The following is a 12,981-nucleotide window of genomic DNA, read 5'->3' on the forward strand; positions in this document are numbered from 1 at the left end:
CTGGGGATGGCGCGGACGGTGCGGGTGGCGGGGACGCCGGGCGTGCGGCCGGCGGTCAGGCGGCGGCGTAGCGGCTCGCCGGGCGCGGCAGCCCCAGCCGGTCGCGCAGGGTGCCGGCCGTGTACTCGGTGCGGAAGACGCCGCGCCGCTGGAGCTCGGGCACCAGGCCGCCGGTGATCGCCTCCAGGTCGTACGGCAGTTCCGCCGGGCGCAGCCGGAAGCCGGTGAGCCCGGCGGTGGCGAAGTCCTGCAGCACGTCGGCGAGTTCGGCGGGCGTCCCGGCGAAGACCAGGGCGTCGCTCTGGTACGGGGCGTCGAGCGCCGCGTCCAGCCGCGCCCGGCGCTCGGCGGCCCGTCCCGGTTCGGCGTCCAGGAGGACGACGAGGTCGGCGAAGACGTGCACGGTCTCACCGCCGCGCCCGGCGCGCTCCTGCTCGGTGCGGATCACCTCGACGGTCCGCGCGGCCTGCGCGGTGTCGTGCGGGGTCGTGAAGGCCAGGTCGGCGGAGGTGCCGACGAGTTCGAAGGGGACGGCGGAGTGCGCCAGCGCCGCCACGACCGGCTGGCCCTGCGGCGGGCGCGGCGTGATGGAGGGGCCCTTGACGCTGAAGTGCCCGCCCGCGAAGTCGATGTAGTGCAGCTTGTCGCGGTCCACGAAGCGGCCGGTCACCACGTCGCGGATCACCGCGTCGTCCTCCCAGCTGTCCCACAGCCGCCGCACCACCTCCACCGCGTCGGCCGCCTCCCCGAACAGCTCGCGGAACAGCGCCCGGCCGCCCTCGGAGTCCAGCCGCCCGCCCGGCACGCGGGGCAGCTCGCGGCGGCCGAAGTGCGCGGCCTCGTCCGGCCGCGCCGACACCCTCACCTGCACGCCCGCCCGCCCGCCGCTGACGTGGTCCAGCGTGGCGACGGCCTTCGACAGGTGGAAGGGCTCGGTGTGGGTGACCACCGCGGTCGGCACCAGCCCCAGGTGCCGTGTCAGCGGCGCGATCCGGGCCGCGGTCAGCACCGCGTCGAGCCGCCCGCGCACGAGGTCGGTGCGGTCGTCGGGGCCGGTGAACGAGGTGGACTGCGGCCCGAGGGAGTCCTCGATCGTCACGAGGTCCAGCAGGCCGCGCTCGGCGCGCGCGGCCAGGTCGGCCCAGTAGCCGGCGCTGAAGAGGTCGGCGGGCCGCGCGCCGGGCTCGCGCCAGGCGGCGGGGTGCCAGCCGGCGCCGTCCAGGGCGGCGGCGAGGTGGAGGTGGGCGGGGTTCCGGGGCATGGGCGGCTACCGCTTCCTGCTCGGAGGGGCGCGCGGGGCGCGAAGGGACCGGCCGCGCGGGGTCGCCCGCGGGTACCGGGCGGCGCGTCGTGCGCCGGTGCCGGGTACGCGGGGGCGGGGCCGTGCGGGGCCGGGAACGGGATGGTGCGGGGTGGGGCGGGCGCGCGGGCACGGGGCCCGGTGCGCGGCGGTCCGGTGGTCAGGCCCCGGGGCGGCCGTTCGCCAGGCCCGGACACAGGGCGGTGGCGACGCGCTGGAGGTCGATGTGGCGCCGGGAGTACGTGACGAGAGCGGGCAGCATGCGCCGGTTGGACCGCATCGCTCCCGCCTCCCTTCCCGCCCGGACGGGCCTCGCGCCGCGTCCGGTGCACATCGTGGGGCCCGCTCCGCACCCCGGTGGGGCCGGCGGCACTCGTGGCCTCCGTCCGCACCGTAACTCCGCCGTACGGCCCGGCACAATCCCCATCGGCCGCACGTGACGTGCGTCGCTTCCCGACTCCGCTGCCCCCCAAGGGGATTGTCCGAACGGCGCCCGCCGGTTAACGTGCTGGCCCACAGGCCCCGTACGGCGTACGGGGCGATGCGCGCCGAGACGAGGAAGCGAGGGGAAGGCCATGACCGCCGCAGCGCAGCGCCACCGCACGACGCACCCCCGCGGCTCCTTCGCGGTCCGGGTGGAGCGGCGGCACGTCGACCTCCTCCGGGTCAGCAGCGCCCTGTGTCCGGCGGCCCGCGCGGCCCTCTGAGCCGCACCTTTCCCCTTCGCAGGGCCGGTTCCACCGGTGTGCGCCCGCGTTCGTGACGGCGCCGCCTGACCGCGCCCTCCTCCTTCCGGCCTCCCGGCTCCCCGGGCGGCGCCGCGGCCGCGGCGCCGCCTCCCGCCCCGCGCCGCCTCTCCCTGCCGCATGTCCGGCAGCGCGCACGCCCGTACACCGCCGTACGCGGCCCGGCGCCGCCGTGCTCCCGACCAGACGGGACCCGCCATGCCCCAGCACGACACCCCCGCGCCCTCGCTCCGGAAGGACCCGGCCCCCGCCGGCACCGACCCCGGCCACCCGCCGCCCGGCGGGGACGCACCGCCCTCCCTGTCCGCCCTCGACCACCGGCCCGCCGACCGGGAGCTGCTCACCGCGCGGCTCGTCCCCCTGCGCCATCCCGGCCAGTGGGTCTCGGCGGCGGCGCTGCTCGTCCTGCTCGCGATGGCCGGCCACACCCTGGTGGCCAACAAGCGCTTCCAGTGGGGCATCGTCGGCGACTACTTCCTCAGCCACGACATCCTGCACGGCCTGGAACTCACGCTGTGGCTCACCGCCGCCGTGATGACGAGCGGCTACCTGCTGGGCATCGCCGTCGCCGCGATGCGGCTGTCCGGCAACCCCGTGCTGCGCGCGGTGAGTTTCGGCTACGTGTGGCTCATCCGCTCGGTGCCGCCGCTCGTGCAGCTGCTCTTCTGGTTCGAACTGGCCTCGCTCTACCCGCGGTTGTCGGTCGGCGTGCCCTTCGGCCCGGAATTTGTGCACTTCCGCACCGCGCACCTCTTCAGCGGCGTCCTGGCCGCCTACGTCGGACTCACCCTGGACGTCGCCGCCTTCAGCAGCGAGATCGTCCGCGGCGGCATCCTCGCCGTCGACCCCGGGCAGCGCGAGGCCGCCAAGGCGCTGGGCCTGGGTGAGGCGCGGATCTTCCGCCGGATCGTGCTGCCGCAGGCGATGCCCGCGATCGTGCCCGCCTCCGGCAACCTGCTGATCGGCATGCTCAAGGCCACCTCGATCGTGAGCGTCATCGCGGTGGAGGACCTGCTCTACTCCGCGCAGCTGATCTACAACCAGAACTTCCTGATCATCCCGCTGCTGCTCGTCGCGACGGTCTGGTACATCATCCTCACCACCGTGCTGTCGATCGGGCAGTTCTACGTCGAGCGCCACTACGCCCGCGGCTCGCGGCGCGGCGGCCGGGCCCGGTCCGGCCCCTCCGCACGCGGGTTCTGGCAGCTCACCCGGGCCAACCTGCCGCTGTTCGGGCGCACCAGGACCGACCTGGCGGGGCTGTCATGAGCGGCGGCAGCCCGCTGGTGCGGGTGCGCGGTCTGCGCAAGGGCTACGGCGGCACCACCGTCCTGGACGGCATCGACCTCGACGTGCGCGAGGGCGAGGTCACCGTGCTGCTCGGGCCCTCCGGCTCCGGCAAGTCCACGCTGCTGCGCTGCGTCAACCACCTGGAGAAGCCGGACGCGGGCTTCGTCGAGATCGCCGGCGACGTCGTCGGCTACCGCCGCGACGGCGCCCGGCTGCGCGAGCTGCCCCCGCGCGTGGTGACCCGGCAGCGCGCCCAGGTGGGCATGGTCTTCCAGCAGTTCAACCTCTTCCCGCACCTCACCGTGCTGGAGAACGTCACCGAGGCGCCCGTCGCCGTCCGCGGCAGCTCCCGCCCGCAGGCGGCCGCCCGGGCCCGCGAGCTGCTGGAGCGCGTCGGCCTCGGCGGCCGGGAGGGCGCCTACCCGCGGCAGCTGTCCGGTGGCCAGCAGCAGCGCGTGGCCATCGCCCGCGCGCTGGCCATGGAGCCACGGCTGATGCTCTTCGACGAGCCGACGAGCGCCCTCGACCCGGAACTGGTCGGCGAGGTGCTCGGCGTCATGCAGGACCTGGCCCTCAGCGGCATGACGATGATCGTCGTCACGCACGAGATCGGCTTCGCCCGCAAGGTCGCCGACACCGTGGTCTTCCTCGACGGCGGCCGGATCGTCGAGTCCGGCGCCCCCGCGGACGTCCTGACCGCCCCGCGCCACGAGCGCGCCCGCGCCTTCCTCTCGGCGGTCCTGTGAGCCCGCCGCGGCCCGCCCCCCTCCGCCGTACCCGCACCGCCGCACCGCATCCCGCCCCGTCCGCCAGCTCCCGCCGTACGAAAGGCACGCCCGTGACCAGCGCCCGCACCCGCCGCCACCCCGCCCGACCGCCCCTCACCGGGCGCGGACCCCTCGCGGCCCTCGCCGCATCGACCGCGGCCCTGCTGCTGCTCGCCGGCTGCGGTTCCTCCGGCTCCGACGGGGGCTCCGGCAAGGGCTCCGGCACGGGCGGGGCCTCCGGGGGCACCCAGGCCGCGCCCGCCAAGCCCGGCGACTCCGGGGCGGTCCCGGCCCAGGACGTGGTGTCGGCGATCGCCACCGATCCCACCCTCGCCGCCGAACTCCCCGCGCAGACACGGCAGTCCGGCAAGCTCACCCTCGGCACCACCCGCGCGCCCGGCACGACCGGCCTGCCGCACGTCGGCGAGGTGGACGGCAAGCCGGTCGGCCTCGACGTGGACCTGCGCAACGCCGTCGCCAAGGTGCTCGGCGTGGAGTGGGACATCCAGTACGGCACCTTCCCCACGGTCATCCCCGGTGTGCAGAACGGGCGTTACGACGTCGGGCAGGACAACTTCGGCGTCACCAGGGCCCGCGAGCAGGTCGTCGACTTCGCCACGTATCTCAACGACGGCCAGGCCTTCCTCGGTTCGAAGGACTCCGACCTGAAGGCGGTCTCGCAGATCACCGACGTGTGCGGCCTGACCGTCGCCACCGGATCCGGCTCGACCTTCCAGCAGATCCTCGACAGCAACAAGGACAAGTGCGCCGCGGCCGGCAAGAAGCCGTACACCGTGCAGTACGTCACGGACCAGGCCGCCTCGCTGCTCGGTCTGCGCAACGGCCGGGTGGACGTGGTGTTCGGCCCCACGCTCGGCATCAGGTACGAGGCCGCGCACATCCCCGGGACCCGCTTCCTGGGCGAGGTCTCCAGCACCACGGTCGGCTTCGTCACCGCCCGCAACTCGCCGGTGGCCAAGGCGCTCAGCGACGCGGTGAACAAGCTCATCGCGAGCGGCGACTACGCGAGGATCTTCGCCAAGTGGGGCCTGACCGGCAGCGGCATCCCGCGGTCCCAGGTCAACCCGGCCGCCACGCTCTGAGCCCGCGCCGGACGCCGCCCGCGGCCCGCGGGCGGCGTCCGCTCAGCGTCCGGCGCGGGCCGGGATCGCCCGGTCCAGCACGCTCATCAGCAGCACCAGCACCCCGAGCCCCGCGATGACGTACGACACCTCGTGCAGGCCCGAATCCGTCGCGGTGCGGCCGAAGGCGATGGCGATCAGGCTGGAGGAGAAGATCGCGCCGACGTAGGAGAAGGTCCGGTAGAGGCCGGACGCGACGGCTATCTCGTCGGCGGGCGCCTGCACGTACAGCGCGGCCTGGTTGGCGAAGCCGGAGAAACCGTTCGCCAGGCCGAAGAGCGCCGACATGCCCAGCAGCACCGGCACCGGCGAGGCGTGCGTGACGAACAGCATCACCGCGCCGGTGGCGACCAGCGACGCCCCCGTCAGCACGAGCGGCGTCCGCACCCACCCGCGCCCCGACACCAGCCGGGCCACCACGATGCTGATGCCCGACAGCGGCAGCATGATCAGGCCCACCTGCGAGGCGCTGTAGCCCGCGCTCTCCTCCATCCACTGGCTCAGCCCGTACAGCGCGGTGTACGTGCCGAGCGCCACGACCGCCTGCCGGATGTACGTGCGCAGCAGCCGCCGGTTGCGGCCCAGCATCCGCACGTCGATGAGCGGCCGCTCCGTCCGACGCTCCCACACCGTCAGCGCCGCGCCCAGCAGCACGACGACCGGGGCCAGCCACCAGACCGGCGACGTCAGGTCGGACAGGAAGAGCAGCAGGCCCACGACGGTCGCGGAGAAGAGCACGATACCCGGCACGTCGACCGCGGTGAACAGCGACGCGCGCGACCGCTTCGCCACCGGCTCGTCCGGTGCCACGCCGGCGAAGGTGGCGACCAGCGTGACGAGCGCCAGCGGCACGTTCACCAGGAAGAGCGCCCGCCACCCCCACGCCCCCGCGAGCAGCCCGCCGAGCGGCAGCCCGACGACGATCGTGACCTGCGAGGCGATCGAGAAGTTGCCCAGCACGCGGCTCGGCACCCCCGTGCCCGTCTCGTCCGCGCGCCTCCTGACCAGCGCCATCGCCGTCGGATACGCCGCCGAGGTGCCGATGCCGATGAGCGCGCGCGACACCACGAGGAAGCCGAAGGCGGGCGCGGCCGCCCCGACGACGCCCGCGAGCAGCAGGATCGCCACGCCGCCCACGAAGACCCTGCGCGCCCCGAGGATCGTCGCGAGCTTGCCCATCGTGGGCTGCGCGATCGCGCTGCACAGATACAGCACGGAGATCAGCGAGGCGGTGGTGCCCGCGCCCTTGTGGAAGTCCAGCCCGATACCGACCAGCCCGGTCGCGATCATCGAGCTGTTGATCGGGTTCAGGGTCGAGCCCAGCAGCAGGGGGCTCACGAAGCGGGCGCCGAACGGCCTGCCGCCGCCGGGCGCCTGCGGCGGGGTCGTCGTGGTGCGGGACGCGGCGCTCACGGCCGGCCGGCAGCGGGGCCGCTCACCGGCAGCGAGGCGAGCGCGTCCAGGACGTCCTGGGTGGTGCCGGTCTCGGCGATCCGCGGGAAGACCTGGAGCACGCTGTGGTCGTGCCGTTCGGGGCTCCGGTCGGTCATGGCGTCGGCCGGCAGTGTGACGTGGAAGCCCAGCTCGTGCGCGGCCCGCGCGGTCGACTCGACTCCGCCGCTGGTCGCGATGCCGGTCACCACCACCTGCGTCACACCCCGCTCGCGCAGGGTGCCGTCGAGCCCGGTCCCGGTGAAGGCGCTGCGCGCGTGCTTGGTGACGAGGATGTCGCCCGGCTGCTGCTCCAGCTCCGGTATCAGCTCCGTCCACCCCTCGGGCCGGTCCAGCACGACCGGCCCGGCGTCCGTCCGCCCCTGCGGGGTCCCGGCGACGTTGACCAGCACGACGGGCAGTCCGCGGTCGCGGAAGGCCCGCGCCAGCTTCGCCGAACGCGCCACGACGTCCTCGACGGGATGGGCGAGGGGCATCGTGACGACACCCTTCTGGAGATCGATGACGACGAGCGCGGTGGCCTCGTCGAGCGTGGTGACGGGCATGCGGAATCCTTCGGTCGATCGGTGTGTGGGAAGCGCGTACGCGCCGGGCGCCCGCAGCGGCGTCAGGGGAACTGGGCGAGCCGCCGCAGCAGATCCGTGACCGACGCCAGCCGGTCGATCTCCTCGGCCGTCAGCGTCGTGTCGAGCGCCCTGGCCAGCCAGTCCTGCTTGGCCAGCCGCCCGGTGCGGTACTCCTCGCGGGCGGCCTCGGTGATGCTCAGCAGCGTCTTGCGCCCGTCCTTCGGATCGGGCGCACCGCCGACCAGTCCCGCCGCCTCCAGGGCCTGCACGATCTTGGCCATCGACTGCGGCCGCATCCCCTCGGCCCGCGCCAGCGCGGTGGCCGTCGCCGGTCCCTCCCGCTCCAGCCGCAGCAGCACCGACGACTGCGACCGCGTGAGGTCCATCCCGCCCGCCTGCTCCCGCAGCCGCCGCACCAGCGCGGCCAGTGCCACCCGCAGCTCCCCGGCCAGCTCACTGGTGTCGGCGTGCGGGGGCGGTGTGCTCATGGCTCCACGGTAGCACTTGGACAGCCAGCTGTGCAGCTGGCTGTCTATTTCCCGCCCTCCCGCCCCTCCCGTCTCTTCCGTCCCTCCCGCGGCTCAGGGCTCCAGCACGATCCAGGTGTGCCCCGGCCTGAGCGGCAGCGGGGCGCCGTCGAGCGTGTAGGACGTGCCCGCGCCGGGGGAGGGGCGGTCCCAGGTGGCCGCGTACGAACGGCCGTCGCGCAGGATTTGGGCCCGGCCGTGGCCCACCGTCCGTGTGAAGGGGACGAAGCCGGTGCGGCTGTGGTAGCGGGACTCCTGGACGTCGACGTGCTGGATGATCACGTTGTCCGCCGACCACGGGGACGCCCTGCCGTCCATCGAGACGCGGTAGCGCCCGCCCTCGTAAGTGAAGGAGAAGCGCGCGGACGGCATCCTCGCCGACGCCGTGGTACCGGCCGCGCCGCCGGGCGGGACGGCGGCCGCGAAGCGCAGGCCGATGTCCTTCGCGGTGCCGCCCTTCGCGGCGGGGCCCGCGGGGTGCAGGTACTCGTTGTGCGGGGCGCGGCGGGCGGAGTCGCGGAAGAAGTCGCGCGTGCCCGTCACCGCCGTCAGGTCGCCGCTCGCCCGCAGCACCGGCAGCAGCCTGCTCTGCGCGCCGGAGAAGGCCAGCGCGGGGTGGTCGTACTGCGCGAGCAGCTGGAGGTCCGTCTCGCGCGCGCTGCGCACCGGCCCGACCTTCCCCGGCAGGTGCCGGTCGTCGTAGACGGCCATCAGCCGGGACAGCCCGCCCTCGACCTCGATGGCGTACACGACCGCCGCGTCGTCCAGCCCGGTCGCGGGCCTGGCCGCCGCGACGTTGTCGATCTTCACGGCCAGCACGTGCCCGGCCGCCCCCGGCTCCCCGGTCAGATACGACGTGGCCGCGGGCGCGCCCGAGCGCGCCCCCTGCCCGTCCGACGCCCCGCCCTTGTCCGGCGGCTGACACCCCGCCAGCCCCACGAGCACGGCGGCCACCACCCCCGCGCCCACCGCCCGCCGTCTGCCGCTCATCGCCGTACCCCCCGTCCGCCGAGAACCCGCTCCCTCCATAGTGCGCCCGCCCGCCGTGAATGGGCCCGGCCGTGGAACGGTCCGCGGCGGCAGGACGTCCATGTCGTGTGGGGCCTGGTACTTGGATAGTCTCGGGCGTCACACGAAACGGGGCCGTGGACCGAGTGCGCGGGGGGAGTGCGCCGTTGTGCCCGGTTCGGCCGCCCTTCGCCGAACGAACGGGGAGTCTGTTGACCATGCGCGCACCGCTCGCGCTCGCCGCCACCTGTGTGGCCGTCTCTGCCGCGCTTGCGCTCTCGGCCTGCGGCGGCTCGAAGAAGAGCGACGACAAGATCAAGGACCAGGGTACGGACGTCTCCACGTCCGCGCCCGCGCCGACGACGACGTCCGCCGCGCCGTCGCCGACGGCGCCGGGGGTGAAGCGGCCGGTGATCACCCTTCCGTCCGACGCGAAGGACGTCTTCGAGGACGAGCACACGGGTGACCCCGTGAAGGACGCGGTCCTCGCCGACAACGCCGGGTACGTCCTGGCCACGGACGAAGGGATCTTCAAGGGGAAGACGACGGAGAACCTCGGGTTCTACGCCACCGAGAAGGGCCTCGCGAACGCCATCACCTACGTCCAGGGCGTCCATGCCAAGGGTCTCGTGTGGACCGGGACGGTGCGGTTCTTCGACCGCAAGGTCACGATGGAGGGCACCGGCGACGCGTCGGTGGTCTACTGCTCCGACGAGAGCAAGGCGTTCCCCAAGCACGTGAAGACCGGAAAGGTCGATAACGTCGCCACGACGTCCGAGAGCTACGTCCTGTACAGCACCCACGCGAAGAAGAACGCGCAGGGCGTGTGGCAGACGACCGACATCGTCTCCGATCGGGGGTCGAAGCAGTGCCAGCCCTGATACGGCGGCTGCGCCGCACCGCGCTCGCGGCCTCGACGGCCGTCCTGGCGACCGCCCTGCTCCAGGCCCCCGCGTCCGCGGGCGGCCTCGGTGACCTCGGCCCGTCGGTCGGCGGGGGCGGCGACGGCGCGAACATCACCGCCACTGCCGGTGTCCAGTACAACAAGAGCAACAACGGGACCCCGTCGTCCGGCCACCCCGCGGGTCCGCTCAAGCCGGTCGGCAACTGGAAGCCGCCGGCGTGCTGGTACGAGCCGTACTACACCCCCGCGCAGCTCAAGGCGGAGCGGGAGGGCGTGTGGGCCCAGCCGTCGGTCGGCAACGAGTGGGTCGTGGGCCAGCGGGACCACTACGTGAACGGGCAGCCGTACACGGACTTCAACATGGACAAGACCGGCAAGGGCTACTGGTGGTACGGCTACGTGCCGAACCCCGGGGCGCCCGGCTGGGACCAGTGCCAGGACCCGCCCTTCTGGGTCGACAAGGGCGACACCCCGCCCGCCGCGCACCACAACGTGATCACGCCCGAGGTGCTGGCGGAACTGGCGTACAACCAGATCCTCATCCCCACCGGCGACGCGACGATCAACCCCGCGGGAGACCAGGGTGTGAACATCCCCACCTGGGTGTGGATGGACCCCACCGTCTTCCACCCGGTCTCCGTCACCGCCTACCTCCCCGACTACAACGTCTCGGCGACGACGACCGCGAAGCCGGTCGGCATCCGGATCGAGCCCCACACCCCGTACGCGCAGACGTACCCCGCCTCGGGGAACTGCGCGGGCACCGGGAGGGCCTGGAAGCCGGGGGCGGGCAACGTGCCGCCGTGCGGCGTGGTCTTCCTCAAGGACTCCGGCAACGGCACGTACACGATGGACGTCACCGTCAGGTGGCAGATCAGCTGGACGGGCACCGGGCACCCGAACCCCACGGCGCTGCCCACGGGCACGTTCACCAGCCACCAGACCGTCACCGTCCGGGAGATCCAGTCCGTCAACCGCTGAGCGGAAGGCCGGGCACGGTGGGGCCGGGTAGTCTCCGGTGTCCGGCCTGACGGCGCGTCAGGATGATGGAAGGCGTACGGGGAGAGGCAGTTGAGGGCGCTCGAGAGCGGGGACGGGAGGCGGGTCGGGCCGTACCGGGTCTGGTCCGAGGTGGGGCGCGGCGGGATGGGGCGCGTGCTGCTGGGGACGGGGCCGGACGGGCGGTGCGTCGCCGTCAAGGTGGTGCGCGCGCAGTTCGTGGAGGACGAGGGCTTCCGGGCGCGCTTCCGGCGGGAGGTCGCCGCGTCGCGGCGGGTGTCGGGGGGCGGGCCCGCGGTCGCGGTGCTGGACGCCGACGCGGACGCGCCGCTGCCGTGGATGGCCACCGAGTTCGTGCCGGGGCCCTCGCTGCGGGAGGTCGCCGACGCGCTCGGCGCGCTGCCGGAGGACGCGGTACGGCGGCTCGCCGCGGGGCTGGCGGCGGCGCTGGAGGAGATCCACCGGGCCGGGCTCGTCCACCGGGACCTCAAGCCGTCGAACGTGCTGCTGGCCGCGGGCGGCCCGCGGGTCATCGACTTCGGCATCGCGCGGGCCACCGACAGCGAGGGCGGCACGGAGATCACCCACACCGGGTGGCTCGTCGGCTCGCCCGGCTTCATGTCGCCGGAGCAGGCGGAGGGGCGGCCGGTCGGCCCGGAGAGCGACGTCTTCTCGCTCGGCGCGGTCCTGGTGCTGGCGTGCACCGGGCGCAGCCCGTTCGCGGGGGCGTCGACCCCGCAGACCCTCTACAACGTCGTCCACACCACGCCGGACCTGTCCGGCGTCCCGTCCGGCCTGCGGGAGCTGGTCGGCGCGTGCCTGGCCAAGGACCCGGCGCAGCGGCCCGCCCCGGCCCGGGTACGCGAACTCGCCGGGGAGCCGGCGGCGGCCTGGCCCGCGGGCGTGGACGAGCTGATCGCCCGGCGGCAGGCGGAGGTCGGGGAGGCGCTGCGGGAGGCGGGGGTGGCGGCGGCCTTCCACGAGTCCACGACCGTCTCCGCCCCGCCCCGTCCCCTCGCCCCGCCGCCGGGACCGCCGGTGCCGCCGCCGGGACCGCCGCCCGCGCCCCACGGGGGGACGCCGGGCCCGCCGGCCCCGGCGCCCGCGCCGCGGCCCGGCCGCCGGGCGCTGCTGCTGGGCGGAGCCGCCGTCGCCGTGGCCGCCGCGGTCGGCATCCCGCTGGCCCTGCGGGACGACGGCTCGGACACGCCGTCCGCCGCGGGTGACGACGCGCCGAGCACGTCCCCGACGCCGGACGCCGAGCCGGGCACGTCGGCCCCCGGCACCACGTCCCCGGCGCCCACCACCCCCTCCGGACCCCAGGCGAAGATCAGCCTCGAACAGCAGGGCACCGTGCAGGCGGTGGCCTTCAGCCCGGACGGCAGACTCCTGGCCAGCGGCGGCGGCAACGGCGCCCTGATCGTGTGGGACCCGGCCGCGATGCGCGAGCTGCACGTCCTCCACCCCGGGTCGGAGGACGACCTCGACGGCGTCGGCGCCGTCGCCTTCAGCCCCGACGGCAGGATCCTGGCCAGCGCGGAGAAGGTCTCCACGACGCTGTGGAACACCGCGACCTGGAAGCGGATCGTGACGCTCACCGACAGCCAGGTCGATCCGGTCACGGTGCACTCGCTGTCGTTCAGCCCGAACGGGAAGGTCCTGGCCTGCGGCAACGCGCACGCGACCATCACCTTGTGGGACACCCGCAGCCACCGGAGGCTGGCCACCCTGGTCGACCCGATCGGCTACACCGACGACGACAGGAAGTCGGTGGAGGGAGTGGCGTTCCGCAAGGACGGCACCACGCTCGCGGCCGCGGTCGAGAACGACAGGATCCGGCTGTGGAACACCACCACGCACAAGATCGCCGCCACGATCACCACCGACACGATGGTGCACCAGCTCGCCTACAGCCCCGACGGCCGGCTGCTGGCCGGCCCCGCCGCCGACGAGGTCCTCCTGTGGGACGCGCGCACCCGCAAGCACCTCGTGACGCTGACGTCCGGCGCCATCGGCGGCAGCGACGCCCTCGACTCGTACGTCGACACGGCCGTCTTCAGCCCGGACGGCAGGAGCGTGGCCGCCTCCGTCGCCAACGGGAAGATCGTCGTCTGGGACACCGGGACCTACGAGCAGACCCTCGTCCTGGACGGCAACGACCCCGAGGCCCCTCCCGGCAGTTCCACGATGGCCGGGTCGGTGTGCTTCAGCCCGGACGGGAAGAAGATCGCCGCGGCCCTGCTGAAACAGGTCGCGGTCTGGACGCTGCCCTGACGCACG

Annotated in this window: 13 protein-coding genes; 7 read left to right on the top strand and 6 right to left on the bottom strand. The window is 74.3% G+C overall.

Translation table 11 applies throughout. The annotated features are described in order from the left end of the window. Positions 1-55 precede the first annotated feature (55 nt). Both ACH4SE_RS11270 and ACH4SE_RS11275 read right to left on the bottom strand, forming a co-directional pair. Positions 56-1,261, bottom strand: a complete 1,206-nt coding sequence (locus tag ACH4SE_RS11270; RefSeq protein ID WP_398543065.1) for an LLM class flavin-dependent oxidoreductase — start codon at positions 1,259-1,261, stop codon at positions 56-58. A 199-nt stretch (positions 1,262-1,460) separates the two neighbouring features. Then, positions 1,461-1,580 carry a putative leader peptide gene (locus ACH4SE_RS11275; RefSeq protein WP_398543066.1) on the bottom strand — a complete coding sequence of 40 codons (120 nt, stop codon included), beginning with the start codon at positions 1,578-1,580 and terminating at the stop codon, positions 1,461-1,463. 295 nt (positions 1,581-1,875) lie between these two features. Between ACH4SE_RS11275 and ACH4SE_RS11280 the strand changes: the two genes are divergently transcribed. From ACH4SE_RS11280 to ACH4SE_RS11295, 4 genes are all read left to right on the top strand, one after another. Further along, positions 1,876-2,007, top strand: coding sequence for a putative leader peptide (locus ACH4SE_RS11280; RefSeq protein ID WP_398543067.1), 132 nt, complete (start codon positions 1,876-1,878; stop codon positions 2,005-2,007). A 237-nt stretch (positions 2,008-2,244) separates the two neighbouring features. Then, complete coding sequence (locus tag ACH4SE_RS11285) at positions 2,245-3,315, top strand: amino acid ABC transporter permease (protein WP_398543068.1); 1,071 nt, start codon at positions 2,245-2,247, stop codon at positions 3,313-3,315. Then, the gene (locus tag ACH4SE_RS11290) at positions 3,312-4,082 is read left to right on the top strand and encodes an amino acid ABC transporter ATP-binding protein (RefSeq protein WP_398543069.1); all 771 of its coding nucleotides are present in this window, start codon (positions 3,312-3,314) and stop codon (positions 4,080-4,082) included. The genes ACH4SE_RS11285 and ACH4SE_RS11290 overlap by 4 nt, the downstream gene beginning before the upstream one ends. Before the next feature lie 92 nt (positions 4,083-4,174). Then, positions 4,175-5,206 carry an ABC transporter substrate-binding protein gene (locus ACH4SE_RS11295; protein WP_398543070.1) on the top strand — a complete coding sequence of 344 codons (1,032 nt, stop codon included), beginning with the start codon at positions 4,175-4,177 and terminating at the stop codon, positions 5,204-5,206. A 42-nt stretch (positions 5,207-5,248) separates the two neighbouring features. Here the strand turns inward: ACH4SE_RS11295 and ACH4SE_RS11300 are convergent, their stop codons facing one another. From ACH4SE_RS11300 to ACH4SE_RS11315, 4 genes are all read right to left on the bottom strand, one after another. Continuing rightward, positions 5,249-6,658 (bottom strand): MFS transporter, encoded by a 1,410-nt coding sequence (locus ACH4SE_RS11300; protein ID WP_398543071.1) that lies wholly within the window; start codon positions 6,656-6,658, stop codon positions 5,249-5,251. Next, complete coding sequence (locus ACH4SE_RS11305) at positions 6,655-7,242, bottom strand: isochorismatase family protein (RefSeq protein WP_398543072.1); 588 nt, start codon at positions 7,240-7,242, stop codon at positions 6,655-6,657. Before ACH4SE_RS11305 ends, ACH4SE_RS11300 begins: the two co-directional genes overlap by 4 nt. Positions 7,243-7,304: 62 nt before the next feature. Then, the gene (locus ACH4SE_RS11310) at positions 7,305-7,751 is read right to left on the bottom strand and encodes a MarR family winged helix-turn-helix transcriptional regulator (RefSeq protein ID WP_398543073.1); all 447 of its coding nucleotides are present in this window, start codon (positions 7,749-7,751) and stop codon (positions 7,305-7,307) included. 93 nt (positions 7,752-7,844) lie between these two features. Continuing rightward, the gene (locus tag ACH4SE_RS11315) at positions 7,845-8,780 is read right to left on the bottom strand and encodes a DUF3048 domain-containing protein (RefSeq protein WP_398543074.1); all 936 of its coding nucleotides are present in this window, start codon (positions 8,778-8,780) and stop codon (positions 7,845-7,847) included. A gap of 236 nt (positions 8,781-9,016) precedes the next feature. On the opposite strand from ACH4SE_RS11315, the gene ACH4SE_RS11320 reads away from it, so the two are divergent. The 3 genes from ACH4SE_RS11320 (at position 9,017) to ACH4SE_RS11330 (ending at position 12,975) form a co-directional block, all read left to right on the top strand. Continuing rightward, entirely contained in the window at positions 9,017-9,679 is a 663-nt protein-coding gene (locus tag ACH4SE_RS11320; protein ID WP_398543075.1) for a hypothetical protein, read from the top strand. Further along, a complete protein-coding gene (locus ACH4SE_RS11325) occupies positions 9,667-10,683 on the top strand; it encodes a hypothetical protein (RefSeq protein ID WP_398543076.1) in 1,017 nt (338 codons plus the stop codon). The genes ACH4SE_RS11320 and ACH4SE_RS11325 overlap by 13 nt, the downstream gene beginning before the upstream one ends. A gap of 90 nt (positions 10,684-10,773) precedes the next feature. After that, positions 10,774-12,975 (top strand): WD40 repeat domain-containing serine/threonine protein kinase, encoded by a 2,202-nt coding sequence (locus tag ACH4SE_RS11330; RefSeq protein WP_398543077.1) that lies wholly within the window; start codon positions 10,774-10,776, stop codon positions 12,973-12,975. Positions 12,976-12,981 lie beyond the last annotated feature (6 nt).

This window comes from Streptomyces sp. NPDC020983 (genome assembly GCF_044333485.1).
GTDB lineage: Bacteria > Actinomycetota > Actinomycetes > Streptomycetales > Streptomycetaceae > Actinacidiphila.